Origin of the sequence: Mesorhizobium norvegicum (assembly GCF_004919685.1) — a bacterium.
Taxonomy (GTDB): Bacteria; Pseudomonadota; Alphaproteobacteria; order Rhizobiales; family Rhizobiaceae; genus Mesorhizobium; species Mesorhizobium norvegicum.
In genome coordinates, this window is sequence record NZ_SMYZ01000038.1 from 109,363 (window position 1) to 135,824 (window position 26,462).

Annotated in this window: 22 protein-coding genes and 1 pseudogene; 22 read left to right on the forward strand and 1 reads right to left on the reverse strand. The window is 58.2% G+C overall.

Annotated features, from left to right (window positions below):
• The 14 genes and pseudogenes from FCU66_RS15345 to add all read left to right on the forward strand — a co-directional run bounded on the left by FCU66_RS15345 (position 1) and on the right by add (position 16,625).
• Positions 1–891: an NAD(P)-dependent oxidoreductase gene (locus FCU66_RS15345; RefSeq protein ID WP_136616881.1), complete on the forward strand. Its 891-nt coding sequence runs from the start codon at positions 1–3 to the stop codon at positions 889–891.
• 263 nt (positions 892–1,154) lie between these two features.
• Positions 1,155–2,159 (forward strand): BMP family lipoprotein, encoded by a 1,005-nt coding sequence (locus tag FCU66_RS15350; protein WP_136616880.1) that lies wholly within the window; start codon positions 1,155–1,157, stop codon positions 2,157–2,159.
• A 177-nt stretch (positions 2,160–2,336) separates the two neighbouring features.
• Positions 2,337–3,344, forward strand: coding sequence for a BMP family lipoprotein (locus tag FCU66_RS15355; RefSeq protein ID WP_136616879.1), 1,008 nt, complete (start codon positions 2,337–2,339; stop codon positions 3,342–3,344).
• A 19-nt stretch (positions 3,345–3,363) separates the two neighbouring features.
• Positions 3,364–5,580 carry a N,N-dimethylformamidase beta subunit family domain-containing protein gene (locus FCU66_RS15360; RefSeq protein ID WP_136616878.1) on the forward strand — a complete coding sequence of 739 codons (2,217 nt, stop codon included), beginning with the start codon at positions 3,364–3,366 and terminating at the stop codon, positions 5,578–5,580.
• On the forward strand, positions 5,574–7,166 hold the full coding sequence (locus tag FCU66_RS15365; RefSeq protein ID WP_136616877.1) for an ABC transporter ATP-binding protein: 1,593 nt from the start codon (positions 5,574–5,576) through the stop codon (positions 7,164–7,166). Before FCU66_RS15360 ends, FCU66_RS15365 begins: the two co-directional genes overlap by 7 nt.
• Positions 7,166–8,278 (forward strand): ABC transporter permease, encoded by a 1,113-nt coding sequence (locus FCU66_RS15370; protein WP_136616876.1) that lies wholly within the window; start codon positions 7,166–7,168, stop codon positions 8,276–8,278. The genes FCU66_RS15365 and FCU66_RS15370 overlap by 1 nt, the downstream gene beginning before the upstream one ends.
• Positions 8,278–9,246 carry an ABC transporter permease gene (locus FCU66_RS15375; RefSeq protein WP_136616875.1) on the forward strand — a complete coding sequence of 323 codons (969 nt, stop codon included), beginning with the start codon at positions 8,278–8,280 and terminating at the stop codon, positions 9,244–9,246. The genes FCU66_RS15370 and FCU66_RS15375 overlap by 1 nt, the downstream gene beginning before the upstream one ends.
• A gap of 72 nt (positions 9,247–9,318) precedes the next feature.
• Positions 9,319–10,278 (forward strand): nucleoside hydrolase, encoded by a 960-nt coding sequence (locus FCU66_RS15380; protein ID WP_136616874.1) that lies wholly within the window; start codon positions 9,319–9,321, stop codon positions 10,276–10,278.
• Between the two features lie 34 nt (positions 10,279–10,312).
• Positions 10,313–10,861 (forward strand): DUF4269 domain-containing protein, encoded by a 549-nt coding sequence (locus FCU66_RS15385; RefSeq protein ID WP_136616873.1) that lies wholly within the window; start codon positions 10,313–10,315, stop codon positions 10,859–10,861.
• Between the two features lie 39 nt (positions 10,862–10,900).
• Positions 10,901–12,070, forward strand: a complete 1,170-nt coding sequence (locus tag FCU66_RS15390) for a fumarylacetoacetate hydrolase family protein (protein WP_136616872.1) — start codon at positions 10,901–10,903, stop codon at positions 12,068–12,070.
• Positions 12,067–13,849: pseudogene (locus tag FCU66_RS15395) on the forward strand (IlvD/Edd family dehydratase). The gene FCU66_RS15390 and the pseudogene FCU66_RS15395 overlap by 4 nt, the downstream one beginning before the upstream one ends.
• Positions 13,850–13,912: 63 nt before the next feature.
• Positions 13,913–14,644: an SDR family oxidoreductase gene (locus FCU66_RS15400; protein WP_136616871.1), complete on the forward strand. Its 732-nt coding sequence runs from the start codon at positions 13,913–13,915 to the stop codon at positions 14,642–14,644.
• 20 nt (positions 14,645–14,664) lie between these two features.
• Entirely contained in the window at positions 14,665–15,510 is an 846-nt protein-coding gene (locus tag FCU66_RS15405) for a fumarylacetoacetate hydrolase family protein (RefSeq protein WP_136616870.1), read from the forward strand.
• A 101-nt stretch (positions 15,511–15,611) separates the two neighbouring features.
• Complete coding sequence (gene add, locus FCU66_RS15410) at positions 15,612–16,625, forward strand: adenosine deaminase (RefSeq protein ID WP_136616869.1); 1,014 nt, start codon at positions 15,612–15,614, stop codon at positions 16,623–16,625.
• Between the two features lie 879 nt (positions 16,626–17,504).
• Here add and FCU66_RS15415 read toward each other — a convergent pair.
• On the reverse strand, positions 17,505–18,425 hold the full coding sequence (locus tag FCU66_RS15415; protein WP_136616868.1) for a LysR family transcriptional regulator: 921 nt from the start codon (positions 18,423–18,425) through the stop codon (positions 17,505–17,507).
• Positions 18,426–18,593: 168 nt separating this feature from the next.
• Here FCU66_RS15415 and FCU66_RS15420 point away from each other — a divergent pair, with 168 nt between their 5' ends.
• The 8 genes from FCU66_RS15420 to FCU66_RS15455 are packed head-to-tail and all read left to right on the forward strand — an operon-like array spanning position 18,594 to position 26,458.
• Positions 18,594–19,628: an ABC transporter substrate-binding protein gene (locus FCU66_RS15420; protein WP_136616867.1), complete on the forward strand. Its 1,035-nt coding sequence runs from the start codon at positions 18,594–18,596 to the stop codon at positions 19,626–19,628.
• 4 nt (positions 19,629–19,632) lie between these two features.
• Positions 19,633–20,445, forward strand: coding sequence for an ABC transporter ATP-binding protein (locus FCU66_RS15425; protein ID WP_136616866.1), 813 nt, complete (start codon positions 19,633–19,635; stop codon positions 20,443–20,445).
• Positions 20,445–21,293 carry an ABC transporter permease gene (locus tag FCU66_RS15430; RefSeq protein WP_136616865.1) on the forward strand — a complete coding sequence of 283 codons (849 nt, stop codon included), beginning with the start codon at positions 20,445–20,447 and terminating at the stop codon, positions 21,291–21,293. Before FCU66_RS15425 ends, FCU66_RS15430 begins: the two co-directional genes overlap by 1 nt.
• 41 nt (positions 21,294–21,334) lie before the next feature.
• The gene (locus FCU66_RS15435; RefSeq protein ID WP_136616864.1) at positions 21,335–22,690 is read left to right on the forward strand and encodes an FAD-dependent oxidoreductase; all 1,356 of its coding nucleotides are present in this window, start codon (positions 21,335–21,337) and stop codon (positions 22,688–22,690) included.
• Between the two features lie 7 nt (positions 22,691–22,697).
• On the forward strand, positions 22,698–23,900 hold the full coding sequence (locus FCU66_RS15440) for a CaiB/BaiF CoA transferase family protein (RefSeq protein ID WP_136616979.1): 1,203 nt from the start codon (positions 22,698–22,700) through the stop codon (positions 23,898–23,900).
• Positions 23,897–24,673, forward strand: coding sequence for an enoyl-CoA hydratase-related protein (locus FCU66_RS15445; protein ID WP_136616863.1), 777 nt, complete (start codon positions 23,897–23,899; stop codon positions 24,671–24,673). Before FCU66_RS15440 ends, FCU66_RS15445 begins: the two co-directional genes overlap by 4 nt.
• A 10-nt stretch (positions 24,674–24,683) precedes the next feature.
• Entirely contained in the window at positions 24,684–25,025 is a 342-nt protein-coding gene (fdxA, locus tag FCU66_RS15450; protein WP_136616862.1) for a ferredoxin, read from the forward strand.
• Positions 25,022–26,458 (forward strand): aldehyde dehydrogenase family protein, encoded by a 1,437-nt coding sequence (locus tag FCU66_RS15455; RefSeq protein WP_136616861.1) that lies wholly within the window; start codon positions 25,022–25,024, stop codon positions 26,456–26,458. The genes fdxA and FCU66_RS15455 overlap by 4 nt, the downstream gene beginning before the upstream one ends.
• The last annotated feature ends 4 nt before the right edge of the window (positions 26,459–26,462 follow it).

Below are 26,462 nucleotides of genomic sequence, written 5' to 3' on the forward strand. Positions count from 1 at the left end.
ATGGCCAGCGACACTCTAAGACCGCCCGCGCATGTCGCCTTTCTCGGCTTGGGCAAGATGGGCGTTCCGATGGCCAATGCGATCGCGAAGGCAGGGTTTCGCGTTTGCGCATGGACAAGATCCAATCGAAGACCGGGCGCCCTCGCAGCAGCTGTGGAATTCCTTGCTTCGCCGCTCGCAGCGGTCGAGGGTGCCACCGCCGTTGTTGCAATGCTTGCTGATGGCGCTGCCACGAATGACGTGCTTTTCGGTGCGGGCGTCGCCGACAGGCTGCGGCCGGGGACGATCATCGTTGACATGGGGACTTCCGGACCCGAACTGGCCAGCGAGCATCGCCAAAGGTTTGCGATGCGTGGCTGCGCTTATCTGGACGCTCCGGTTTCTGGCGGCGTTGCCGGGGCCCTGAACGCCTCTCTCACCATCTTTGCTGGAGGCGAGGCCCAAGACTTCGAACGGGTGAAGTCGATCCTGGAAGCAATGGGAACGCCGCATCGCCTTGGTCCGGTAGGTGCCGGGCAAACTGCAAAACTGGCCAACCAGATCATCGTGGCGGTTACGATCGCGGCACTGGCCGAAGGATTGACGTTCGCCGAAACGCACGGCCTCGACGCCGCCAGTTTGCTCGCGGCGCTCAAGGGAGGTTTTGCCGACAGCGCAGTGTTGCGTCTGCACGGTCCGCGTATGGCTGCGCGCGATTTCTCGGCAGGCGGGACGATGCGACTCCATCTGAAGGATCTTCGTTTGGCCAAGGGCAGGTCCTCCGAGACGTTCTGTCATTTGTGGCATGCAAACAAGGCCCTCGACGTCTTCGAGGCTTTGGTTGCACAGGGCCTGGGCGAGACCGATCACAGCGGCTATGTCCTGGCGTACGGGGCGCCCGGTCATCCGTGACGATTACCTTAGCCAATCACGAGTTGGGCCGCGAATTGCGGCGGTTGCGCCCGAGCCTGCAGCAAATCTGGCATTTGGCGGCGCCGATCATCGGCAGCTCATGATCACAGCCACATCCAGCGTTTTTCTGATCGACCTGTAGCGCATGCATGAGCGCCAATTACGATCTACCCTCTTGATTTGTTAGAAAGTATACATTATGACAAACACAGCGATGACGATCGCAGCAAAAAACGGCCAACAAAGAGACCGGGGAACAGATTATGAGAAGCAAGCTTTATGCACTGACGTGTGCTGCTGCGACGGCGCTCGGATCGACCATGACCTTCGCAGCCGACATCAAGCCGGCCCTCCTTTACGACCTTGGAGGCAAGTACGATCACTCTTTCAACGAAAGCGCGTTCAACGGCGCGGAGAAATTCAAGAAGGAGAAGGGCATTTCCTTCTCGGAATTCGAACCGAGCAACGACGCCCAGCGCGAGCAAGCCTTGCGGACGTTTGCCCAACGAGGGGCTGATCCCATCGTTACGGTCGGCTTCACCTGGGCGCTGGCCCTGGAGAAGATCGCTCCTCAATATCCAAAGACCCGTTTCGTCACCATCGACAACACCGTCGACCTACCGAACGTGAAATCCATCGAATTCCGCTACAACGAACTTGCGTTCCTTGTCGGAGCGCTGGCTGGCATCAAGACCAAGACTGGCACCGTCGGCTTTGTCGGCGGCATGGATATTCCGCTTATTCGTGACTACGAGTGCGGCTACGAGACCGGTGCCCGTCACACCAACCCCAAAGTCACTGTCTTGCAGAACATGACGGGCACCACCCCGTCAGCATGGACCGATCCGGCGCGCGGCCGCGAGTTGGCGCTGGGGCAGTTCGATCGAGGCGCCGACATCATTTTCGGGGCAGCGGGCGGTACCACGATGGGCATTCTGCAGGCGGCCGCCGACGCCAACAAGCTCGCGATCGGAGTCGACTCCAATCAAAACGGCATCCATCCCGGCCACGTGCTGACATCTGCGATGTCGGCGACGGACGTTGCTGTTTACACGGCATTCTCTGATGCCGCCGACGGAACCTGGAAGGCTGGGGCCACAAGTCTCGGTGTCAAGGAGGGGGGTGTCAACTGGGTTATCGACGAGAACAATCGCCCGCTTCTGACCGATGACGACATCGCGAAGGTTGACGCTGTCAAAGCTGACATCGCCAGCGGCAAGGTCAAGGTGCCCGAATACACCGAAACCAACTCGTGTCCTGCCGGCTGAAGCCCGTGGCATCCAGGAAAATGGGCCGTGTGCTGCGCGTTCCGTTTCGCGGCCCTGGTCACCTCTGAGCCCCGACCGCTGATCGTCGCCGTTCCGTCCACCGGGAACCGAACTGGCAGCCGTGAAATAGCGCCCACCAGGCAGTCATCGCCTGCCTGGTTCGATAGGAGAATAGAAATGTTACGCCAGTTTTCTTCATTCTTCTGCGCTGCCATCCTGGCGCTGGAGTTGACGTCCTCTTCCCTTGCCTCCGACATCAAGCCTGCTCTGCTCTACGATCTCGGCGGCAAGTTCGATCGCTCCTTCAACGAGAACGCGTTCAACGGCGCTGAAAAATTCAAGAAGGAGAGGGGCGTACCCTTTCTGGAATTCGAACCGAACAATGATGCCCAGCGCGAACAGGCTTTGAGGACGTTCGCGCAAAGGGGCGCCGATCCCATCATAACCGTTGGCTTTCCGTGGGCCCTCACACTGGAAAAGATTGCTCCCCAGTATCCGAACACAAGATTTGTGCTCATCGACAGCAAGGTCAATCTTCCAAACGTCCAATCGATCGAGTTCGCATACAATGAAGGTGCTTTCATAGTTGGAGCACTCGCCGGGCTCAAGACCAAGACAGGATCCATCGGCTTTGTCGGCGGAATGGATATCCCAATCATCCGTAGCTTCGAATGTGGATACGAGACTGGTGCCCGGCATACCCGTCCCGACATCAAGGTCATTGAGAACATGACCGGGACGACGCCGTCTGCCTGGGCGGATCCGGCCCGCGGCCGCGAACTCGCTCTCGGTCAATACGATCGAGGCGCGGATATCGTTTTCGCGGCTGCCGGAGGCACCACGATGGGAGTTCTTCAGGCCGCGGCCGATGCCGACAAATTGGCGATCGGCGTCGGAACGAACCAAAATGGCGTGCATCCAGGCCATGTCCTTACTTCGGCAACGGCTGGAATCGATGTTGCCGTTTACCGGACGCTGTCTGATGCATCGGACGGAAATTGGAAGGCAGGAGTGCTGCGGCTCGGCGTCAAGGAAGGCGGCGTTGGCTGGTATCTCGATGAAAACAATCGTCCACTTCTGACTGATGATGACATCGCCAAGGTCAAGACAATCGAGGCCGACATCGCGAGCGGCAAGGTCAAGGTGCCCGAGTACATCGAGACCAACTCCTGCCCCAAAGAGTAATGACGGGTTGATAAGGCAGATGCTGCAAATCGCCGGATATACGGATCAGTGGGTGGTTTCACCCGGGGAGAAGGTTGGTGTTCGGGTCTCGTCTCGCCATCCGTCGTTTTACGCGCGGCTTGTCTGCCACCTCGGAGCGATTGAAACTTCCCAGCACTGGTCGTCGAAAACAGTTGAAATCAACGAAGCGCGAAGCGGGCCATATCCGGCTGTCGAGCGGCCGCTGAAACTCGGTTCTTTCTTCTCCAGCGATGTCACCCATCAGTTGAACGAAGCCGCGTTGGTTCTGGTCTTCGATCTTTTCCCAACTTGCTTCGGCACTGATGGCGGAACCGTTGTTACGATTGGTTTCGAGCAGTGGCACCTGAGTCTGCGTCATGATCCATCGGGCGTGCTTTTCGTAGCCGCCGGAAATCCGGACGCCCAAGAAATCAGGAAATTTGATGGCCTCAAACTTCATCTCCTGCGATGGCAGAGAATCGCTGTCCGGCTGGATCCCTCCAATGGAGTGCTTGATGCCTCCGTTGACGGCTCGTCAGCGCAATCCGAGACCGTTCGACTAGGCGGCGCTCCTCACAGCACTTTTCTAACAGGGTTTGCACTCGCCGGCCGGTCTACAGCCGATGGGATACGCGGCGACTTTGACGGCAAGATCGCGTCTCCCTCATTGTTCGGCACAGTGCGCACATTGGCGCAGGTCTTGGTATCTCCCGAAACATCGGAGCGCATCGCGCGTTGGAATTTCGGATCCTTCGAACAAGGACCATTCAGCGCGCCGGACGAATGGGGCAATTGTCAGCCAGGCCAATTTCTCAATAGCCCCACCCGCGCGGTTACCTCATCTTCCTGGGATGGGAGAAACAACGACTTCCGCGACTTCGGTTCGCAATATGATGCCGTCTGGTTTCACCGCGACGACCTTGGCGATGCCGGATGGCCCGTTGATTTTGAGCTAACTGTCCCAGCAAGTGCTGTGGGCGCCTGCTCGATCATCCTTTCCGCATTCAGGGACGTCGACTGGACGGATCGTGCGAGCTTCGACGCGGTGCCTCTGTTTGTGCCGCCGTCATCAACCTCGAGTTCACGCGTCGCGCTGGTTTTGCCAACGTTCTCGTATCGAGCCTATACCAACAACACCTTTGCGGAAGAGGCCGATCCAAAGGTGTTTCAGCGAAAGAAGACGTCGGTTTCGAAGCCACTGTATGACTATGCAATCGATCACGGCCTGAAATCGCTCTACAGCCTCCACAGCGACGGATCCGGCGTGTGTCTGGCGTCACTGAAAAGGCCGCAGGTCACCACCAGGGCCGACTTCGATTCCCAACTGCAAGGATTCCCGCATCAATTCTCCGCGGACCTTGCGATCGTTGGATGGCTTCACGACCTGAACATCGACTTCGACATCCTCACCGACGAGATGTTGCATGACGGCGGACATTCGGTACTCGCCCCGTACGATGTGATTCTGACAGGTTCCCATCCCGAATACGCCAGCGCATCCCTGCTTGATGCCTATGAGGATTTTGCGGCGACAGGGGGGTCGATCATGTATCTGGGCGGTAACGGCTTTTACTGGTCGATCGGGCTGAATGCAGACGTGCCCGAGTTGATCGAGGTGCGCAGGGCGGAAGGCGGGCGAACCTGGTCAACAGGTCAAGGCGAACGGCGTCAGCAGCTTGACGGTCGTGAGGGGGGCATCTGGCGCGGGCTGGGCCGCGCGCCAAACAGGCTCTTCGGCATTGGCTACTGCGCACACGGTTTTTCAGGTGACGGAACCTACAAGGTCGAAACGTCACTGAAGCCGGAAAGTCTTCCCCGATATCTGGCGGCAGCATTCCGAAAGATCGGAGACCGCCCATTCGGCGTAGCCGGTCTAGAACTCGACCGATACGCTCCGGAACTAGGCTCTCGTGCCGACGCGATCGTTCTTGCGCGTGCTGAAAGCATGCCGCCCGGCTATGTGCCGACCGTCGAAGAGTTTGCCGACCTCGACGTCCTGATCGTTGATCCGAGGGCTGCACTGCATGCCATGGTCAGGGGAGACATGGTGCTTTTTCGGCATGACGGCGGCGGCCAGATTTTTTCCGTCGGCTCCATCCGCTGGACGAACGGTCTTCTCGATCCAAATGATGAAATGCAAGTTGCATCGGTGACCGAGGCCGCCTTGCGCGACCTGCTGGCCGATGCAGCGTTCAGACGTGGGATGGTTTCGGCCGAAGGGTGGGCAGCATGCTAATCACAAAACCAGAGTCGATCTTGGAGGCAGTGCCGCCCGCCATCGAGTTCATCGGGCTGACCAAGAAGTTCGGGTCGCTTCTCGCCAACGACAACGTCAGTTTCGCGATCCGCGCGGGAACGATCCACGGCATCGTCGGTGAGAATGGAGCCGGAAAATCGACGCTCATGAGCGCGCTCTTCGGTCTGTACAAACCGGATGCCGGCGAGATCAGGCTCAACGGAAAGCAGGTCTCGATCAAAAGTCCTTCGGCTGCCATCGCACGCGGCGTTGGCATGGTTCATCAGCATTTCATGCTCGTAGACCGCCTGACCGCTCTGCAGAACGTGATCGTCGGCTCCGAAGGCCGGTTCTGGCTTGGCGGGAGGATCAGCGCCTGTCGTGAAAAGGTGACGGCTATCCAGCGACGGTATGGCCTCGCGTTCCCTCTCGATGCGACGATCCGATCCCTCCCAGTCGGCGTCCAGCAACGTGTCGAGATCGTCAAATCGCTGTATCGAGGCGCGGAAATCCTGATCCTCGACGAGCCTACCAGCGTGCTGACGCCCGACGAAGCCAAAGGTCTGTTCCATGTCTTTCGCAGCCTCGCCGCCGAGGGCAAGACTATCATCCTGATCACCCACAAACTCCAGGAAGTCCTGGAGGTGACGGACAATGTGACGGTGCTCAGGCAGGGACGCTGTATTGTCACCACACCGACAAATTCGGTTACCCGCGCCTCCCTCGCGGAGATGATGGTTGGGAGAAAAGTCGGGCGTATTTCGGACGTCAGGGCGCCTGCGACTTGCGACGTAAGGATCAGGGTCCGGGATTTGGCGTTCCGTGATCCGTCAGGAACGGCAAGGGTCTCCGGCCTGTCGTTCGACGTTCATGGCGGAGAGATTCTTGGAGTTGCGGGCGTTTCCGGAAACGGCCAGACCGAATTGCTTTCGATGCTTGCAGGTCTCGTTGGCCCATCGGACGGCAGTATCCAGCTCGGGTCTCTAACCGTCACGCCAAACCAGCCGGCGTCTCCGATCAAAGTGCGGGCCAGCGGTGTCGCCCATGTGCCTGAGGATCGATTGCGCCACGGTCTCGTGCCGAAATGGAGCGCATTGGAAAATAGCGTCCTTGGGCTGCAGCGGTCCGGCAAGGTAGCCGGGCTGGGCAACTGGATCGTGCGGTCCAAAGTTGCGGAATGGTGTCGCGAGCTGATGATCGCACACGATGTCAGGCCTCCCGATCCGCATCGGCCGATCCGTGTTTTTTCCGGTGGCAATCAGCAGAAGCTGGTGATCGGCAGGGAGCTGGCGCTCGATCCCGAGATCATTCTGGTCGGCCAGCCGACGCGGGGCGTCGACATCGGTGCCATCGAGAGCATCCACCGCAAGCTCCTCGCGCAGCGGCAAGCCGGCAAGGCCATCCTTCTTGTGTCGGTAGAGCTCGAAGAGGTGATGGATCTTTCGGATCGCATCCTGGTCATGTTCGAAGGCCGTTCGATGGGTGAACTGCTGCGCGATGAATTCGACGAACGAGTGATCGGCCTGATGATGGCCGGTTCGCAGCGCGACAGCGCTATCAAGCAGATTGGCGGAGGAGAAGGCTGATGCGTCGCATGTCAACGGTCGTCGGCGGCGTTCTGGCCGCTTTCATCAACATCTTCATCGCGGTCGCGCTTGGCGGCATCTTAATCCTGGCAGTAGGCGAAGATCCGATTGCCGCATTGGATGTCGTGCTTCAGGGCGCCTTCGGAAGCCTGGACGGACTAAGCTACACTTTGCACTATGCCACGAACTTCATCTTCGCCGGTCTGGCCGTGGCAATCGCTGCGCAGGCCAACCAGTTCAATATCGGCGGCGAGGGACAGGCCTATCTCGGCGGTCTCGGCGTAACGCTGCTGTGCTTCGCGATGCCGGGCTTTCCCTGGTATGTTGCCTTGCCCTTCGCGATTGTCGCGGCGATGGCTTTTGGCGCCATCTGGGTCGCTGTTCCCGCCTATATGGTCGCGCGGCGCGGCAGCCATCTCGTCATCACGACGATCATGTTCAACTTCCTGGCGTCCCTGTTGATGATCTACCTGATCGTCAATCAATTCCGCGAGGCCGGTTCCATGATACCGGCGAGTGCTGCAATCTCGCCTTCCCTCGAACTGCTTCGCTTCGATCAGATCCTTGCTGCGGTGGGAGTTCAGGTCCCTGAGTCTCCTCTCAACGTCACGATTCTCGTGGCGCTGGTTTGCTGCGTTCTCGTGACCTATCTGGTCTGGCACACGCGGTGGGGGTACGAGCTGCGTGCGGTCGGGGCCAACTCCGAAGCGGCGGCGTTCGCGGGGATTCCGGTCAATCGCGTGATTATCCAGGCGATATGCATCTCTGGCGGGCTTGCCGGACTGATTGGCGTCAATGAGATCATGGGGGCCCAGCATCGGCTGATGCTCGACTTTGCCTTTGGTTACGGCTTCACGGGTATCGCTGTTGCACTCATTGGGGCCAACCATCCGGCAGGCATCATCCCGGCATCGATCCTGTTCGGCGCGCTCTATCAGGGCGGTGCCTCGCTTTCATTCCTGTTTCCATCGGTCTCACGAGACGTAGTCATTGTCCTCCAGGGCCTGGTGATCCTGTTCGCCGGCGGGCTCGTGCATGTGTTGCGTCCACTCGCCACAAGCGCGGTCGAGGCCGTGCTGGTCCGGATGGGTATGGCTGGGGAGCGCATTTAATGGACTACCTCGCTCTACTCCTGATCACCGCCTCCGCACTTCGCCTTGCTGTCCCCGTTTTGCTTGCCGCAATTGCCGGCCTTTACGCGGAAACATCCGGCCTGATTGACATCGGGTTAGAAGGCAAAATGCTGGTGGGAGCCTTTGCCGCAGGCGCATTCGCCTCGCTGTCCGGAGATCCGTGGATTGGATTGGCTGGGGCCATGGCAGTGGCAATCGTCATTGCCATGGCGCAAGGCTTCGCCTCTATCACGCTGCGCGGCAATCAACTCGTGATTGGATTGGCCATCAACATCATCGCCAGCGGGCTGACCGTGTTCCTCGGCATCGCCTGGTACCAGAGGGGAGGCCAGACGACCCCGCTTGCCGATGCTGCCAGGTTTCCAGCCCTGAAACTTCCCTTCGCGGAGAGTATCGCTCACGTTCCAGTGGTGGGGCCTCTGTATAATGTTGCGCTGAGCGGCCACACAATCCTCGGCTACCTCGCTTTCGCGACGGTGCTTGCGACCTGGTTTATTCTGTATCGCAGCAGCTACGGCCTGCGGCTGCGGGCGTGCGGCGACAAACCGGAAGCCGTCGACACGGCAGGCGTCTCGGTTGTCGGGCTTCGCTATTCGGCCATGGTCATTAACGGCGCGCTTTGCGGCGCGGCTGGCGCTTATCTTGCTATCGTCCAAGGCGGGGCCTTCTATCGGGACATGACCGCTGGGCAGGGGTTCATGGCGCTCGCGGCGTTGATCTTCGGCAACTGGCGTCCGGGAAGGGTCCTTGCCGCTTGCCTTCTGTTCGCTTTCGCCGACGCAATCCAAGGGCGGCTTCAAGGCTCCGTCCTCGCTGGGTTCGAAGTCCCGACGCAATTGATCCAGGGGCTGCCTTATTTACTCACGATCCTCCTACTCGCCGGGGTTGTGGGCCGGGCGGAAGGGCCTGCGGGGGCTGGAAGGCCCTACGTCAAAGGCGAGCGCTAGCGGAAAGACCGCCACGGGTCTTCCGGACATTGATTTCCGTGGAATCTCATGAATGCATAAAAGGGAAATACGATGAAGACGAAAGTAATTGTCGACACCGACACGGGCGTGGACGACGCGATGGGGTGCGCGCTCGCGCTCAGATCGCCGGAACTGGACGTTCTGGCATTCACGTCGATCTTCGGAAACGTCAGCGTTGAGCTTACGACAGAGAACACTGCTTATCTAATGGAGGTTTTCGATCGGACAGACATTCCGCTTGCAAAAGGCGCTGGTCGCGGGCTGGTCGGCACCCCAAACTACTCACCGTTCGTCCATGGCGACGACGGCGTTGGTAACGCTGGCTTCGAAAAGGCAAAGAAGGTCAAGCCGATCAAGGCGTCGGCTGCAGAGCTTACGGTTGAACTTGCGCGCGCCAATCCTGGAGAGGTCAGCTACATCGCTCTCGGGCCGCTCACCAATCTGGCCCTGGCGCTGGCAATCGATCCCGACCTCCCAACCTATCTCAAGAAAGTCGTTTGGATGGGAGGGGCGGTCTATGTGCCCGGCAACGTTACTCCCGTGGCAGAAGCGGACGCGTGGCATGATCCGGAAAGCGCACAGATGGTGCTGCAGCAATCCGGATGGGAGGTCGAAATGGTCGGCCTCGACGTGACCGACGACACCCTGCTCGATGAAAACGATCTCGAAAGACTGAAGGCTGGCAGCGCGCAGGGCCGTTACCTGGCGGCGATGATGCCGTTCTATATGAACTTCTATTCAAAAAAGCTTGGACGCTACGCTTGTGCGGCGCACTCCGCTCTCACCGTAGCCGTTGTCTCCGACCCGACTATCGTGACAGCGTCGGAAAGGTTGAAAGTTCAAGTCGAGCTCAAAGGCTCGATTACCCGTGGGATGACCGTTGCCGATCGCCGGACGAACGGGGCCAATGGGGGAGATGGACAGTGGCCTGATATGCCCTTGACCAAAGTCCTTCGCGACGTTGACCGGGACCGTTTCCGGGAAATGTTCCTGAGCCGCGTAGAGGTTTAGAGCGTTCATTATTGCGTCGGTAGGCGATCATTGAATGAGTGTTGTTCCGGCGCTTTCCGACGGATTTCGACCAAACTACGTGGACGCCGTTATAGGTGCCCGCGTAGTCGAACATTTGGCAGATTTCGATTGGCGTATCGTTGGAACCCCACCACTTGGTATCGACGTGCCGAACAGCGACATCGATATCATCTGTCATACGTTAAACTATGAGCAGTTTGCAGACGTCGTCTGGGGTTCGTTTGGCTACCACCTCGACTTCTCTTTGAGGCAGTGGTCTTCTGGCGAACGATGCGTCGTCTGCGATTTCTTCTTCGATGGTTGGAAATTCCAGATCTTTGGGGATCGTCGGTGCATTGTCGATCAGGCGGCGTGGCGTCATTTCGTCGTCGAGCAACGCCTTCTGGCGCTGGGCGGCGAGACATTGCGGCAACGCGTTTTTGCCGAGCGACTGCAAGGTTTCAAGACCGAACCGGCGTTTGCGAAGGTTCTTGGACTCGACGGCAATCCTTTTTCCGAAATGCAGAAACTGTTTGAAGCCGAAGACGAGGACCTGTGCCTCCTCATTGCCAGAAACTCCTAGAGAGCTTTTCAAACGGCACTATTGAATAGGACAGTTGTGATGACGCGAGTAACCGCAAATGACCTGCTTCCGCAGGGAAGTGCCGGACTCCTGATTGGGCGCGTATGGTCGAACGAGGCGGGCGGGCCATGCCCGGTCCTGGTCGATGGGGACAAGTTGCGTGACTTGTCGCGTGTCGCGCCTACGGTATCAGGGCTGCTCGAAATCCCGACGCTCCACGAAGCATTAGACGATCCAGAGCGGTTGCCTATGCTCGGCAACGTCGATGACTTTCTCAGCAGCGGTGGCAACAGAGGGCCCTCAGGCGCGCTGCTTGCACCTTGCGATCTCCAGGCTGTGAAGGCCGCCGGCGTGACGTTCGCAGGCAGCGCCCTGGAGCGTGTGATTGAAGAACGCGCAAATGGCGATCCGCATCGTGCAGAGGGACTGAGATCTGAGCTAGCTCCGGTTCTGGGCGACAGTCTGCGAGGCGTTATAACAGGTTCGACCGCGGCTGAGCACGTCAAGGACGTCCTGCAAGAACGTGGAATGTGGTCGCAGTATTTGGAAGTCGCTATCGGACCGGACGCCGAGATATTCACCAAAGGCCAGCCCATGGCATCAGTGGGCTGCGGTGCTGAGGTCGGGATCAACCGGATCTCGCATTGGAACAATCCGGAGCCGGAGATTGTTCTCGTGGTGAATTCGCATGGCGCAATCCGCGGCGCCACTTTGGGAAACGACGTCAACCTGAGAGATGTCGAAGGCCGCTCCGCTTTGCTGCTCGGCAAGGCAAAGGATAATCATGCCGCCTGTGCAGTCGGACCATTCATACGGATTTTCGACGCCAGTTTCGGGCTGGAAGATGTCGAGCGGGCGATCGTGTCGCTTGAGATTACGGGCCGGGACAGCTTTTCGCTGAAAGAGCAAAGCCCTATGAGCGCCATATCGCGAAAGCCCGCGGACCTTGTTCGGCAGACGATTAACGTCAACCACCACTATCCCGACGGCTTGATCCTCTTCCTCGGAACCATGTTTGCTCCAGTGCAGGATCGAAAGGGCATAGGGATGGGCTTCACCCACGAAGTTGGCGACGAAGTACGGATATCGAGCCCTAACCTGGGAAGCCTAATCAATGTTGTGAATTGGTGCGACGCGATTGAACCATGGACGTTCGGCGTCGGTGCGCTGATGCAGAACCTGGCGCGGCGTGGGCTTCTACCGCAATGACGACTGACCAAGGCGCCCACAAAAGACTTCGATCCCAGGATTGGTTCGACAATCCCGAGCATATCGATCTCACCGCGCTCTATCTTGAGCGCTTCATGAACTACGGCCTGACCCCGGAGGAGTTGCGGTCCGGCCGGCCTGTTATCGGGATAGCGCAAAGCGGCAGCGACCTGACGCCCTGCAACCGGGTGCATGTCGAACTTGTTGCGCGCGTGCGAGACGGAATTCGTGACGCGGGTGGCATTCCGATTGAATTCCCGACACATCCGCTGTTTGAAAACTGCAAGCGCCCCACCGCCGCCCTGGACCGAAATCTGGCTTATCTGGGACTTGTCGAGATCCTCTATGGTTATCCGATCGACGGCGTCGTGCTGACGACTGGATGCGACAAGACAACCCCGTCCGCGCTGATGGCAGCTGCCACCGTGAACATTCCGGCAATCGTTCTCTCTGGCGGTCCCATGCTCGATGGGTGGCACGAAGGCGACCTGGTAGGCTCCGGCACGGTTATCTGGCGATCACGGCGGCGGCTTGCCGCGGGCGAGATTGACAAGCAGGGCTTCCTGAAAGCGGCGCTCGAGTCCGCGCCGTCGGTAGGACATTGCAATACGATGGGAACGGCATCGACGATGAATGCCATCGCCGAAGCTCTCGGCATGTCGCTAACAGGATGCGCAGCAATTCCTGCCGCCTATCGCGAGAGAGGGCAGATGGCTTACTGGACGGGCCGCCGGGCAGTCGAGCTTGTGCGCGATGATGTGAAACCCTCTGACATCCTCACCAGGGCAGCGTTTCTGAACGCCATCAAAGTGAACACGGCGATTGGAGGCTCGACAAATGCGCAACCCCATCTGGTTGCCATGGCTCGGCACGCGGGCGTCGATCTGTTCCACGACGACTGGCAGGTCCACGTATGATATTCCGCTCCTCGCAAATGTTCAGCCCGCAGGCGCGTTCTTGGGTGAACGCTTCCATCGCGCTGGCGGCGTTCCTGCCGTCATGTGGGAGCTCCTGAAAGCCGGAGTTCTTGATGGATCGTGTCCGACGGTCACGGGCCTTACGATCGCTCAAAATCTGGAAGGACGCGAGTCGCAGGACCGTGAAGTGATCCGCCCGTACGCTTCGCCATTGAAGGAGCGCGCCGGCTTCCTGGTTTTGCGTGGAAACCTCTTCGATTTCGCCATCATGAAAACGAGCGTGATCTCCGAGGATTTTCGTCGACGGTATTTGTCCCAGCCCGGACGCGAGGGGATATTTGAAGGAAAGGCCGTCGTATTTGACGGCTCCGAAGACTATCACAACCGCATAAACGACCCATCGCTCGAGATCGGCACAGGCAGCATTCTGGTGATCAGGGGAAGTGGACCGGTCGGCTGGCCCGGATCCGCCGAAGTGGTGAACATGCAGCCACCGGACCGACTGTTGCGCAGGGGAATATTGAGCCTTCCAACGATTGGCGATGGGCGCCAATCGGGAACGGCTGACAGTCCCTCAATCCTGAATGCGTCTCCCGAAAGCGCCATCGGCGGAGGGCTTGCGTGGTTGCGCACAGGCGATCTCATCCGGATCGATCTCAATGCAAGGACTTGCGACGCGCTGGTCGATGCTGCCGAGATTGAAACACGCATGCGCGACGGCTTCCCAGGCGTGCCTGCGGACGCTACCCCATGGCAGCGAATTTACAGGCAGACCGTCGGGCAATTGTCGGAGGGGGCCTGCATCGAGGAGAGCATTGAGTTCAGGGATATTTCTCGGCGGCCGCCCCGACACAATCATTGACCGCATCGGCCAATGCTGACGTCCATGCCTCGTCGGGGTCCGCACAGTTCAGGGGAAGAAAGAATGCAAAGTCTTGTTGGAAAGACCGTTCTGATCACGGCCGCTGCCCAGGGAATAGGAGAGGCGAGTGCGCACGCCTTGGCACGCGCAGGTGCGATTGTGATTGCAACCGACATCAACGAACCGGGTCTTTCCCATCTGGGGGGAGTGTCCGGCATACGGACGCGCGCATTGGATGTTCGGGACGACCAAGCAATCAAGGCGACGGTAGCCGACATCGGGCGGGTCGACATTTTGTTCAATTGTGCGGGTTTCGTACATGCCGGAACCATCCTTGAGATGTCGGACGAGGAACTGCAGTTTGCGCTTGATTTGAACGTCCACTCGATGGTGAGGACCATACGCGCAGTACTTCCTGGCATGGCAGGGCGCGGAGCAGGCTCCATCATCAACATGTCCTCTGTCGCCTCGAGCATCAAGGGCGTTCAAAATCGTTTTGCCTATTCGCTCACGAAGGCTGCCGTGATCGGCCTCACGAAGTCTGTGGCTGCGGATTATGTCGGTCGGGGTGTGCGGTGCAATGCAATCTGCCCGGGGACGGTGGAAAGTCCTTCGTTGGACGGACGGATGCGTGCGCAGGGCAATTACGAAGAGGCGCGAGCTGCTTTTATCGCCAGGCAGCCAATGGGCCGGCTTGGCACTCCGGAAGAAGTAGCCGACCTCGTCGTCCACCTCGCTGGAGCAAGTTACACAACAGGGCAGGCCTATGTGATTGACGGCGGCTGGGCGCTCTAAAACACTCAGGAGAAGCGGGTATGAAGTTAGTACGATATGGCAATCCGGGCGCCGAAAAACCCGGATTGGTTGACCATGATGGGACGGTTCGCGACCTGTCTGGCCAAGTGAACGATCTTTCCGGGGAGGCGCTCGATCCAAAGGCGCTCGCCGAGTTGGCAAAGCTTAATCCGAGAAAACTACCGAAGGTCAATGGCCACCCACGCATAGGTCCATGTGTAGCTGGAGTGGGCAAGTTTATCTGTATCGGCCTGAACTATTCCGATCATGCCGCGGAAACCGGAGCGACCGTACCGCCAGAGCCAATCATCTTCATGAAGGCCACGTCCTCAATCGCGGGCCCGTATGACGATGTCGTCATTCCCCGGGGATCCCAGAAGACCGATTGGGAGGTCGAGCTTGGGGTCATTATTGGCAAGACGGCAAAATACGTCACTGAAGAAGATGCCCTTGGCTATGTGGCCGGCTTCTGCGTGGTGAATGATGTGTCGGAACGAGCGTATCAGACCGAGCGGTCGGGTCAGTGGACCAAGGGTAAGAGCTGTGACACGTTCGGGCCGGTAGGACCTTGGTTGGTAACGAAGGATGAAGTTTCTGACTTTCAGGCCTTGCGGATGTGGCTCGAAGTGAACGGAAGCAAGATGCAGGACGGGTCCACAAGAACGATGGTTTATGGGGTGGCTTTCCTGGTTTCCTACCTCAGCCAATTCATGTCCCTGCACCCCGGTGATATCATTGCCACAGGAACGCCGCCCGGTGTCGGAATGGGTATGAAACCGCCGCGTTTCCTGAGGGATGGCGACGTGGTGGAACTCGGCATCGATGGGCTGGGTGCGCAGCGGCAAAAGTTCAGAGCTATGGATTGATTGAAGTTTTCCGCATTGGCATCCGCGGGAATGGACGGCTCCCCCCGTTGCTGTCCGAACAATTTCTCGCCGGGACGAACTCAGATTGTTGGGAGAAATTCATGAATCTTGATTTTAAGTCGCTTCCAAAGGCCGAAACTCACGTGCATCTGGAGGGATGTTTTGACGTTTCCACCATCGTCGAACTGGCTCGGGAAAACAGCCTCCAGTTGCCAAGGCCCGAAACCGATCTGCTTAAATTCTCTGGCCTTGCCGAGTTTCTTGACTTCCTGGATTTTATTTGCGGCCTAAGCCGCACGAAGGATCAGCTTGCCAAGGCGGCCTATGCATTTAGCAAGCGCCTTAAGGATTCGGGTATCGGCTACGCTGATTTGATTGTGAATCCGACACATTGGAAGCTTTGGCGGAATGATTTGGCGAGTTTCATTGATGGACTCGACGCTGGATTTCGGGCCGCTGAGCAGGAAGGCATGCCACCCGTAGGCCTTTGCATAAGCCTTCTTCGCCAGCAAACGGGCGAGGAAGCTCTCGAGCTGGTTGATATGCTGACGCAATTTCGTCACCCGCGGGTAGTTGCATTGTCGATCGATGGCAATGAAATGACCGCCGGGCGCACCGGTCCTCGTTTTGCCGATGCATTTAGACGCGCTGGACTTGCCGGGTTCAAAAAGACCGTGCATGCCGGAGAATCAAGTGGGCCGGAAGGCATACGAGATGCGATCTTCCTTCTGGAAGCAGATCGCATAGACCATGGCGTTCGCGCTGTTGAGGATAGTGATCTAATAAAGGTGCTTCGTGACAGGCAAGTACCGCTAGGCATTTGCCCTACCTCCAATATAGTTCTCGGCCTATATAAAAGTCTTGAGGAGCATCCCATCGACACTTTGCGGAAGGCTGGGGTACCGGTGTCGGTCAATACCGACGACCCGGCATTGCTGCAGATTGGGTTGGTTGACGAATTTGAGCGCTGCGCCACGACTTTTGGATGGGATAAAGCGACGTGTTGCGCTGTGGCTGAGACTTCAATCCGTGCATCCTTTGCGAACCAGGATGTTAAGACCCAACTTCTGGGAGATCTCCAGGGTTGGATGTCTGAAGGATTCGCTAGAGTCTAAGACGACGACGGGTCGTCGAAGTCTCGATGGAACCCGAAATTGCGTCGTTTGAATGCGGTTGCTCGCTCGCCGGGAAAATACCTCCCGATAGGCCCTTCAAGTACTCCACGGTGGTTCGTGACGGCTCGTGCCCGTGGGGTATCGAGCGGGATCCTTGTGCACCAGGATTATTGTGCTGTTTTGCATCGAGACGAATTCTCCATTCAGATGGCCACCGTCAGCGGATCGGTGGTTGCGCCCCCTGCAACCAACATGCTTTGTAATCCTACGCCTCTGCGTCGTTGCTTTCGACGATGTGACGAGGCGAGCAGAGCAGAGCCTCAACTGGAGTCTTCATTACTGGGTTCGCCACCGAATACGAGAACATACGAAGGATACGGTTTGGCGAACCACCCGGTAACCGTTTGTTTTTGTTGAAAAGACGACGTCCCTCTGCGACTAACATAATCGTTATTTGTCAATGGGTTACGAAGCGGTTCGCCCAAATTGATTCAAGAAGCTGATAGCCGCTCGCTGACCGCATTCATCTTCTACCGAATGGCAGCTTTGCGCCTTCATGTCGGCCGCGGCAATCAGCACAGTCGGATGCCAAAAGCAGACTTTGTTGACGTTCAATCGGACGGTCGTCACGACGGCCCCGTAATCTATCTCTGGCTGATCGTCGCCTGGGGTCGGGCCATATCTCATTGCCATCACGCCAACCAGCCGGCGGCTGCAGGCGTTACGATGGAGCGATGAGCACCAAGTCGGTCCAGGCAGGCGACGGGACCGTTTCGTCGAGTTACCGGCCAGCCGCTGAGAGCACCATTGGCCCGTATAGTCGTTTGCGCTAACGACGGCTGCGGAATATGCGCGATGCAATCCAGCGCAGCATACCAGTTATCTCAATGCGGCAGTCAGGTCTCTCTCAAGCTCAACAAACTGAGCTTTAAGGTTATTACAAACTGCTTTCACTGCAGCGTTGCCCTGTCGGTCCGAGTGCACCAGGAGCCCAATTTCGCTGGCCCGAAGATCCTGTTCGGCCAGAGGCACATGTCTTAGCTCGCCACTCTTTAATTCGTCGATGAATCCCAGTGGAGTGAAGAACCCCAGACCAAGCCCTGTCGAGATAATGTGCTTGGTCAATTGCAGTGAGTTTGTTGTCACCACGGGATTGAACTCGGCTCCACTGTGGACGAACTCCGCCTCGGCGGTTGCGTCGAGAATCCACGGTTCATTGAGCATCACGACAGGGAAGTCGGCGCATTCAGTAAGCGAGACTTGATCGCGCTCGGCAAGGGGGTGATTCTTGTTCACAATAGCACCGAGGCGCATTCTTATTCGCGCTACGACAGCATATTTCTTGTAGCGTTCGTCGATAAACTGAACGGCGACATCAGGCCGTTGGGCTCTCATTTCCTCGGTGTTCTGGCGCGGGCTGGCGTCGATGACACGGTATGAAATGTAGGGATTTTCCTTAGCGGTTGCTTCGATCGCACGAGGAAGAATGCGTACCATCACCGACGGTATCGAAATGACTTTCACCTCGCCGTGGATGTTGCCCGTTAGCGAAGAGACGTGGCGCCGCATATCCTGCCATTTCGCCAATGTTTCGCGTGCATGCTGAACAACGCTTTCGCCTGCCGGCGTCAGGCGAACCCCGTTCCCGTGCCGTTCAAAGATCGTCACACCCATATCGGCTTCCAGCTTCAGGATCTGGCGATTGACCGCTGAAGAGGCAACATTCAAGACGCCCGCTGCCTTGCGGATCGATCCCAGTCGAGCAACCTGATCGATATATTTCAAGATGGACGAATGCATGTCGCAGCCCTAAGTGATGCCTTTCTGGCATCGCTCATAGCGAAAATCTGCGCTTCCCGACAGCACTTTCTCATGTCCATTATGTCGGCGTCCTCCAAAACGAAGTCGACAAGACATAGAGGGCCGGGTGCAACGGAGCTTAAAAGCTCAATCGAATGGGAGACGACAATGTTCAAAGGTAGTGTTTCGCGACGGTCCCTGCTGAAGACCGGCTTGGTTGTCGGGGGCGCTCTTGCCATGCCGACGATAGTTGCCACCCGGGGTCGCACCGCATCAGGCGTGCAGACGATCAACATGCAGCTTAGCTGGCTCGCCGGCGGCAACCAACTGGGCGAGGTTGTGGCAAAGCAACTTGGCTATTTCGAAGAGGCCGGAATTGATCTTGCTATCCAGCCTGGTGGCCCCAACATCGACGGCGTGGCGGTGGTGGCTAGCGGTCGCTACGAATTCGGTCAGGTGTCGTCCAGCACGCAAGTCATACTTGCCTCCTCCCAAGGCATCCCCGTGACCTCCTTCGCGATCGGGGCCCAGAAGCACCCCTACGCCTATTTCTCATTGCCGAAGAATCCAGTCCGCAAAGCGTCCGATATGATCGGCAAGAGAATTGGCGTGGAGGTGTCGGGGCAGAACCTGCTGGCCGCCGTCCTGGCAAAAAACAGCATCACCGAAGACCAAATTCAAAAGGTCATCATCGGCTCGGATTTGACGCCGCTGGCGAGCGGCCAGGTCGATGCCATCGCCGGTTGGGAGACCAGCACGACGGCGTTGCGCGTTCTGGGTCCAGATTTCATTACGATGCGGCTGTGGGACAATGGCGTCCAACTCTACGCGCTGCCCTATTACGCAACCCACGATGCCTTGCAGTCCAAGCAGGAATTGCTCGCATCGTTTGTCCGGGCTGCAGGCAAAGGCTGGGCATACGCTCACGACAACCCTGAAAAGGCCGTCGACCTTTTGATCAAGGAGTATCCTAACCTTGTGAAAGAGGACGAGATGCTGACCGCTCCCATCATGCTGGGTTTCGCCTTCACCGACAAAACCAAGTTCAACGGCTGGGGCAGCTTCGATCCGAAAGTCTGGCAAAGCCAGATCGATATGTTCGACACGCTAGGGCAGTTGCCGGCCGGAAAGCCGTCGCTCGACAGTGTCGAAACAACATCCATTCTCGACGCCACCAAGAACGATCGCCCGAAAATCGGTTGAGATAATGACAATTCAGATTGCTGCATTCGAGAACCCAAGATCCAACTCCGACACCGAAGCTAGCGCCATCGATCTTCGCAAGGTGTCCGTGCGTTTCACCACAGATCGCGGGACCGTTACCGCTCTCGAGAACATCGATCTTTCGGTGCCGATCGGAGGATTCCTGACGCTGCTTGGCCCCTCCGGATGTGGCAAATCCACGTTGCTAAGGGTCATCGCCGATCTCATTGCGCCGACATCGGGCAACGCGACCGTGCTTGGAGGATCTCCCTCCCTGGCACGGGCGAGACGAGACATCGGATTTGTCTTCCAGGATGCCGCACTGTTGCCATGGCGCACGGCGCTGCAAAACGTAGCGCTACCGCTTGAGGTGGGTGGCATCAGCCGTCCGGGCCGGCGCTCTCCGGCCGAACTGCTCGCTCTGGTCGGACTTTCAGGATGGGAAAATGCCTACCCTCACGAGCTCTCGGGTGGCATGCGACAGCGTGTGGCAATAGCGCGAGCCTTGGTCAATGACCCGAGGCTGTTGCTCATGGACGAGCCTTTCGGCGCGCTGGATGAGATCACCCGAGACCGGCTCAACGAGGAATTGTTGGACGTCTGGGCGAGCACCGGCACAACAATCCTGTTTGTGACCCATTCGATCTACGAAGCCGCCTTTCTGGCTGAAAGGGTGCTGCTGTTGGCTGCAAATCCAGGCCGCATCAAAGAAATTGTGCCGGTTTCCCTGCCCAGCCCGCGTCGAATAGCACTGCGCGAAACGACCGAATTCACCAAACTTGCCGGACGCCTTCGCGCCATTCTGGAGACATGTTGATGAGTGCGATGCCTGTTCATGCGCTGGCGGTAAACAAGGGCTTCGCCAATGATACGGAAGCTCAGGCGCGCTTCAACGCGGCCAGACGGTATCTGGCCTGGAGGAAGCGTCTGCTGCCGCTAGCGGCCGGAATCGCGCTCCTCATCATTTGGGAAGCTGGCGTCCGCTTCTTTGACATAAAGTCTTTCATCGCACCGGCGCCGAGCGCGGTTGCCGTGGTGTTCGTAGAGAAGTTCTCAATTTTGATGGCCAACCTGTGGCCAACTGCCGTCGAGGCATTTTGTGGGTTTGCGATCGGCAACATCGCGGCGGTTTTGCTATCGACCGCGTTCGTCTACCAGCGGACCGCCGAGGAAGCATTCTTTCCGATAGCCGTAATGGTCCACACCATACCGGTCATGGCCTATGCCCCAATCCTGGTTCTTCTCCTTGGCAACGGGATGGAAGCAAAGGTCGCCATAGCCGCCATGATCTGCTTTTTCCCGACGCTGGTGAATATGACGCGCGGGCTGAAGAACGTGAACCCACAGCAGCTGGAGCTGATGAGGATACTGTCTGCCTCGCCACGTGAGGTCTTTCAAAAGCTGCGGTTCAAGAACTCGCTGCCCTATCTGTTTTCGGCCTTGAAGATCGCAGCCTCTACCTCCGTCATCGGTGCCATCGTGGGGGAGTGGATCGGCGCCGACCGGGGGATTGGCGCGCTGATCATCCAAGCCACCTACAACTACAATTCGCCTCTCCTGTACGCCACGATAGTGGTGGGCGCCGCTCTGTCGGGAACATTTTTCGCGACAATCTCGTGGATCGAGCAGCGCACACTTTCTTGGAATGTCGACGAGACGGCTTGATCCAGCGCAACGTTTTCACGAACTGAACGGGAGTGCCATCCATGGCAAATCTTGACTATATTTCAGAGCCAGGTGGGCAGGTTCCCGTCGTCGGGTCGAGCGACATGGTGGTTGTCGGCGGAGGGCCAGCCGGGATAGCGGCCGCCGTGTCGGCAGCCCGCAATGGGTTGTCGGTGACGCTACTTGAAAGATACCCGTATCTTGGCGGACTGGCGTCAGGCGGTATGGTCCTGGTGCTCGACGACATGTCGAACGGCACGGAAATTTCCGTCCGGGGAATCTGCGCGGAACTCATTGACCGCATGACAAAGCTTGGTCTTTGCGTGACGCCTCCGGCCCAGGATTGGGTGTCAGACAAAAAGATTTTTCAGCGTTGGGCTCGATGGGGTGTGTATGACTTCCATTCCCACGAGAAGCCCCAGCCCATTTGCTACGCGTCTGCCTTTGATCCGGACGGGTTCAAGCGAGCGAGCAACGATATCATTACGGAGGCAGGGGTCTCGCTGAGGCTTCATTCGTGGTTTTCCAGCACGATTGTTGCGGACGGTGAAGTCAAGGGCGTGATCTGCGAGACCAAGGCGGGGCGGCAGGCTGTACTCGGCAAGATCGTCGTGGATGCGACGGGGGATCTCGACGTCGCGGCATCAGCCGGTTCGGCGCACAGCAAGGGCTCCTTCGTCGTCACCACCGTGTTTCGCCTTGGCGGTGTCGACACAGAGGAGGCCGAGCGATTTGAGTATGAGGAGCCCGCAGCGTTCCCGCTGCTCGATCGCGACGCGAAGCGGATCATGGGTGGCTCGTGGGAGCGCTGGTGGCTGAAAACACCTTTGCCGGGCATTGTCTGGTGCAACTGCCCGCATATGGCCGGGTTTGACGGCCTGTCTGTTGAAGATCTGACACGGGCCGATTTCAAAGGCCGTGAGAAGATTGCTGAGCTGCTGGCTTTCGTGAAAGCCAAGATGCCCGGATTCGCCAAAGCGTTCATTGTCGATGTTGCTCCACAGGTTGGCGTTCGTCAGTCGCGGCTGCTGGAGGGAGAATACGTCGTCACCAAGGAAGACGTGACGTCGCGACGACATTTCGGCGACAGCGTCGCTCGCGGCCGGGATTACTACTATCCCTACCGGTCGCTGCTCCCGAAGGGCATCGCCAACATGCTTGTGGCCGGACGGCATTATTCGTCCACTGCCGCGGCGCAGAGGATCACGCGGGAAATTCCTCCCTGCATGGCGATGGGAGAAGCTGCCGGGGTGGCCGCAGCGATGGCGCTCGAGCAAGGGTTGGCCCTCAATCGGATCGACGTAGCGGAGCTGCAGCGCAAACTGCGCCAGCAAGGCGCCGATCCCGGCGACCGCCCGTCAGCAAATGCATCCCCCGAAATGGCAGCAGCGGAGTAAATCAGTGATGGAGACGGCAAGCGAACAACCCCTGGCTGGCATCAAGGTCATCGATTTCACACAAGTCATGCTGGGTCCGTGCTGCACACAGGTCCTCGGCGATTACGGCGCCGATATCATCAAGATCGAGCGCCCAGGATTTGGTGATCTTTCCCGAACCGCCATTGCGGACGATCCGGAAGGTTTGAACAATCCGGTGTTCAAAAGTCTCAATCGAAACAAGCGGTCCATCGCGCTCGACTTGCGCAAAGAACCGGCGAAAAAGGTGATCTACGACCTAGTCAGAAGCGCCGATATCGTGGTGAACAATTTTCGGGCCGGCGTGATGGAACGCATGGGTTTCGGCCACGAAAAGCTGGTCGAGATCAATCCGAGAATTATCTCGGCATTCGGTTCCGGTTTTGGCCAAATCGGTCCGCTGTCACACAAAGGCGGTCAGGACACTTTGGCGCAAGCACTCTCCGGCGCCATGTCTCGTCGAGCCGAGGTCAAATCACCTCTATCAATATACCCCACTGCGCTCGCCGACTATTCAGCCGGCATGCATCTGGTGCAAGCCATCCTGCTGGCCCTCCTGCAAAGGGATAAGACAGGTCGCGGACAATCGGTCTCAGTATCGCTGTTTGAATCCATGCTGGCGATGCAGATGCAGGAAGCAGCAATGCTGCTGCAGCGCAAGCAGGAGCTGAACTGGGCGGCATTCCCACTAACCGGGACGTTCGAGACCCTCGATGGAGCCTTGGTCCTGGTCGGCGCTTTCAAGCAGCATCCGTTGCGCGACATCTGCAGAGCCTTGAAGCTTCCGGATCTGTCTCTGGATGAACGTTTCTCTACATTCTCCGCGATGGTTCTCAACAAGGCCGATCTGCAGGCACGCCTGCGTGCACGGTTTGCGACCGGCACCACCAGTTATTGGCTGGCCCAGCTCGAAGAGCAGGACTTGTTGTGCGCACCCGTCCTGTCTCTCAAGGAGGCGTTGGATCACGACCAGACAGCCGCCAACAACAGCATCGTCGAGGATACTCAAGGCGCACTTCTGGGAACGCCCTTATCCATGAGCGACGACGGCTTCAGGATCAGACATTCGCCGCCGGGCCTCGGCGCCGACGGGCGCGCCATTCTGGAGGAGGCGGGATATTCCGACGAAAAGATAGCGTCGCTGATTGCCGAAGGCGTCTTGGCCTACGACCAGAACAGGAAAGCAGCATGAGCATCCACTTCAATGTGCGCGATCACGTCGCGCGTGTGACGATTGACCGGCAAGATCGGATGAACGCCATCGATGCTCAGGCTGAGGCGGAGCTTGTCAGCATTTGGGAAGCGATTGAGAAAGACAACGATGTGCGCGTTGTCGTGCTGACCGGTGCAGGCTCCCGGGCCTTCTCGACCGGAGCCGACATGAAAAGCGGCTCGACCATGAGCGGGCTCGAATATTGGGCAGCGCCAAGGCCCGGCGGTTTCGGCGGCATCGCGCTTCGCGACACGCTCAACGTGCCTGTGATCGCGAGGGTGAATGGTCATGCTCTCGGCGGTGGCATGGAGATGGTCCTGGGCTGCGACATCGTGATTGCATCCGAGGCGGCGACATTCGGCTGTCCAGAGCCGCGCGTGGGACGCATCGCCATGACCGGCGGTATCGCGCTGCTGACGCGTCGTGTCGCACACGTGCACGCAATGGGCTTGCTGCTGAGCGGTAAGAAGATTGGCGCGCAAGACGCCTTTCGCATTGGCCTGGTCAACGAAGTGGTGGCCGCGGACGACCTTGATGCGGCCGTCGACAATTGGGTTTCAGACATACTGGCATGTGCGCCCCTGGCATTGAAGGCAACCAAAGCTCTGGCACGAAGTGCCGTTACCCTGCGGCCCAAGGATGCACAGATGCTGCGTCTTCCCGAACTGGTCGACGCGCTGCATTCACAGGATCAGGACGAAGGGGTGAAGGCATTCCAAGAAAAGCGCGCGCCGGTTTGGACTGGGCGCTGACGGAACCACAATGGTCTACGTAATTGCTGCCAATTGCATCGACGTCAAAGACGGCGCCTGCCAGGACGTGTGCCCTGTCGAGTGCATCTACGAAGGCGGGCGTATGATGTACATCCATCCGGATGAATGCATCTCCTGCGGGCTCTGCCTGTCGATCTGTCCGGTGGACGCGATCTTCTCGGAGGACGATCTGCCCCAGCACGAACAAGCGTTTCGCGAGATCAACGCCGAGTTCTTTGGGGATGCCGTTACCGGCTGGGGCGAGCCCGGAGGCGCCACGGCACATTTTCGTTCCGATATGGACCACCCGAATGTGGTGGACGTCCAAAAAAAGGAAACCAACCAGGCATGACGTTGCATAAGAATTTCGTTGCCGGCTCTTGGTCAGACAGCAGCGAGTCCGCCGAGAATACGAACCCATCAAACACGAAGGACATTATCGGAGTCTATACGCGGGCCTCGCGTGAGCAGGCATCGACAGCCATTGCCGCTGCTCACGCTGCCTTTCCGGCTTGGTCGAAGTCCGGTATCCAGCGACGCCACGATATCCTGAAGACGGTGGCCGACGAAATCCTGGCGCGGAAGGATGAACTCGGCAGGCTCCTCGCGCGGGAGGAGGGCAAGACGCTGCCTGAGGCGACCGGCGAGGTTCTTCGCGCCGCCCAAATCTTTGATTTCTTTTCGGGTCAGGTGCTGCGGTTGGCGGGAGAGAAAATACCATCAACCCGTCCTGGAATTGATGTGGAGATCACCCGCGAGCCAGTGGGCGTCGTTGCAGTGATAACCCCTTGGAATTTCCCCATTGCAATACCCGCCTGGAAGATTGCTCCCGCGCTAGCCTACGGAAATTGCGTTGTGTTCAAGCCAGCCGAACTCGTTCCAGGCTCGGCCTGGGCGTTATCCGACATCATCGTGCGCGCTGGAGTTCCGGAAGGCGTGTTCAACCTTGTTATGGGGCGAGGATCTGAAATTGGTGACGTCATTCTTCAGGACCCGAGGGTCGACGCCGTTACTTTCACTGGATCTGTTAGAACTGGCAAGCGGATCGCGGCCGCTTGTGTCGCACAGATGCGCAAATTCCAGCTTGAGATGGGGGGTAAAAATCCGCTCGTCGTGCTTGACGATGCCGACCTTTCTACCGCTGTCGACTGCGCCATCAACGGGGCTTACTTTTCCACGGGCCAACGCTGCACGGCGTCATCACGGCTGATTTTAACTGAGGCGATCCACGACAGGTTCGTCTCCGCTGTAATCGATCGTTTGAAGACGGTCACTGTCGATGACGGACTCAAGGCCGGAACTCATATTGGTCCGGTCGTTGACCAGTCGCAGCTCGATCAGGACATGTCTTACATCGAGATCGGCTGTGGCGAGGGCGCTAAGCTGGCATGGGGTGGCCAACACCTCATCCGCGAAACACCAGGTTTTTACCTCCAGCCAGCCCTCTTCACCGAGACGAACAACAGCATGCGCATAAACCGTGAAGAGATATTCGGACCGGTCGCGAGCGTCATTCGTGTCAAGGACTACGAAGAAGCGCTGGCGGTTGCCAACGATACAATTTTCGGCCTCTCGGCAGGAATTTGCACGACCAGCCTGAACCACGCTTCTCATTTCAAGAGAAATTCCGAAGCCGGCATGGTGATGGTGAATTTGCCCACGGCGGGTGTCGACTACCATGTTCCGTTCGGCGGACGAAAAGCGTCCTCCTATGGACCTCGCGAACAAGGCAGCTACGCGGCGGAATTCTATACGACGGTCAAGACGTCGTACACGCAGCCTTAACACA

Excerpts from the sequence above, each read along its gene's own strand:
- FCU66_RS15405 (WP_136616870.1), top strand. The coding sequence starts at position 14,665 with ATGAAGTTAGTACGATATGGCAATCCGGGCGCCGAAAAACCCGGATTG.
- FCU66_RS15365 (WP_136616877.1), top strand. The coding sequence starts at position 5,574 with ATGCTAATCACAAAACCAGAGTCGATCTTGGAGGCAGTGCCGCCCGCC.
- FCU66_RS15360 (WP_136616878.1), top strand. The coding sequence starts at position 3,364 with ATGCTGCAAATCGCCGGATATACGGATCAGTGGGTGGTTTCACCCGGG.
- FCU66_RS15370 (WP_136616876.1), top strand. The coding sequence starts at position 7,166 with ATGCGTCGCATGTCAACGGTCGTCGGCGGCGTTCTGGCCGCTTTCATC.
- FCU66_RS15385 (WP_136616873.1), top strand. The coding sequence starts at position 10,313 with ATGAGTGTTGTTCCGGCGCTTTCCGACGGATTTCGACCAAACTACGTG.
- FCU66_RS15380 (WP_136616874.1), top strand. The coding sequence starts at position 9,319 with ATGAAGACGAAAGTAATTGTCGACACCGACACGGGCGTGGACGACGCG.
- add (WP_136616869.1), top strand. The coding sequence starts at position 15,612 with ATGAATCTTGATTTTAAGTCGCTTCCAAAGGCCGAAACTCACGTGCAT.
- FCU66_RS15435 (WP_136616864.1), top strand. The coding sequence starts at position 21,335 with ATGGCAAATCTTGACTATATTTCAGAGCCAGGTGGGCAGGTTCCCGTC.
- FCU66_RS15345 (WP_136616881.1), top strand. The coding sequence starts at position 1 with ATGGCCAGCGACACTCTAAGACCGCCCGCGCATGTCGCCTTTCTCGGC.
- FCU66_RS15420 (WP_136616867.1), top strand. The coding sequence starts at position 18,594 with ATGTTCAAAGGTAGTGTTTCGCGACGGTCCCTGCTGAAGACCGGCTTG.
- FCU66_RS15440 (WP_136616979.1), top strand. The coding sequence starts at position 22,698 with ATGGAGACGGCAAGCGAACAACCCCTGGCTGGCATCAAGGTCATCGAT.
- FCU66_RS15355 (WP_136616879.1), top strand. The coding sequence starts at position 2,337 with ATGTTACGCCAGTTTTCTTCATTCTTCTGCGCTGCCATCCTGGCGCTG.
- FCU66_RS15425 (WP_136616866.1), top strand. The coding sequence starts at position 19,633 with ATGACAATTCAGATTGCTGCATTCGAGAACCCAAGATCCAACTCCGAC.
- FCU66_RS15415 (WP_136616868.1), bottom strand. The coding sequence starts at position 18,425 with ATGCATTCGTCCATCTTGAAATATATCGATCAGGTTGCTCGACTGGGA.
- FCU66_RS15455 (WP_136616861.1), top strand. The coding sequence starts at position 25,022 with ATGACGTTGCATAAGAATTTCGTTGCCGGCTCTTGGTCAGACAGCAGC.
- FCU66_RS15375 (WP_136616875.1), top strand. The coding sequence starts at position 8,278 with ATGGACTACCTCGCTCTACTCCTGATCACCGCCTCCGCACTTCGCCTT.
- FCU66_RS15390 (WP_136616872.1), top strand. The coding sequence starts at position 10,901 with ATGACGCGAGTAACCGCAAATGACCTGCTTCCGCAGGGAAGTGCCGGA.
- fdxA (WP_136616862.1), top strand. The coding sequence starts at position 24,684 with ATGGTCTACGTAATTGCTGCCAATTGCATCGACGTCAAAGACGGCGCC.
- FCU66_RS15400 (WP_136616871.1), top strand. The coding sequence starts at position 13,913 with ATGCAAAGTCTTGTTGGAAAGACCGTTCTGATCACGGCCGCTGCCCAG.
- FCU66_RS15430 (WP_136616865.1), top strand. The coding sequence starts at position 20,445 with ATGAGTGCGATGCCTGTTCATGCGCTGGCGGTAAACAAGGGCTTCGCC.
- FCU66_RS15350 (WP_136616880.1), top strand. The coding sequence starts at position 1,155 with ATGAGAAGCAAGCTTTATGCACTGACGTGTGCTGCTGCGACGGCGCTC.
- FCU66_RS15445 (WP_136616863.1), top strand. The coding sequence starts at position 23,897 with ATGAGCATCCACTTCAATGTGCGCGATCACGTCGCGCGTGTGACGATT.